This is a genomic window from Streptomyces sp. SID14515 (genome assembly GCF_010548505.1).
Lineage (GTDB): Bacteria > Actinomycetota > Actinomycetes > Streptomycetales > Streptomycetaceae > Streptomyces > Streptomyces caviscabies.
The window spans coordinates 1-848 of record NZ_JAAGMH010000057.1; the positions used below are offsets into that span (position 1 = coordinate 1).

An 848-nucleotide genomic window follows, 5' to 3' on the forward strand; every position below is an offset into this window, starting at 1 on the left:
CGCCCGGTCCGATCTGCACTGGGCGCACGGGCTGCTGGAACGCGCGGTGGACCTGTGCCCCGGGGACCCGGCGGCGGCGCGGCGGCTCGGCGAGGTCCGCCTCGCGCTGGGCCGCACCGGGGAAGGGGCCGAACTGCTGCGCCGGGTACGGGACTCGGGGGCCGACGAGGTGGAGGCCGCGCATGCCCGCCTGGCGCTTGCGGTGCTGGATCCGGGCGGCGGGCCCGGCCCCGCGGCCGTGGCCCGTACCGTGCTGCCGGTCTTCGAGGCGGCCGGGGATTCGACCGGCCGGGCCCGTGCGCATCTGCGGCTCGCCCAGCAGTTCCAGCGGTCCGGGCGGCACGAGGAGGCGGAGCGGGACCAGGCGCGGGCGCTGGAGCACGCCGTGCTGGCCGGTGCGGAGCCGGAACGGGCCGGGGCGCTCGGCGCGATCGGCATCTCGCTGTGGCGCGGGCCGGTTCCGGTGCCCGCCGCGGTGGTCCGCTGCCGGACGCTGCTGGCGGCGCACGGTGCGGGCCGGCCCACGGTCCGGGTCACGCTCAACTGCCCGCTGGCGGTGCTGTACGCGCTGCAGGGCCGGACCGAGGAGGCGCGGGGCTGCCTGGCCGAGGCGGAACGGCTGGCCGGGAAGCTGGGGTTCGCGGAGGCGGAGGTCTTCCTCCCGGTGTTCCGGGCGACGGTGGAGGCGCTGTCCGGCCGGACCGCCGCCGCGCTGGAGCTGCTGGGCCGGGCGGACGCGGCGGCCCGGCGCACGGGGGCGGCCGGGATGCGGACGGCGGTGGCGCTGGACGCGGCCCGTCTGGAGCTGGACGAGGGCCGCGAGGACCTGGCCGCCGCCCGGCTGGCGG

1 pseudogene is annotated in these 848 nt (G+C 80.1%); it reads left to right on the forward strand.

Annotated elements, in window-relative coordinates:
- Positions 1–848: pseudogene (locus G3I54_RS10875) on the forward strand (adenylate/guanylate cyclase domain-containing protein); the annotation flags it as partial.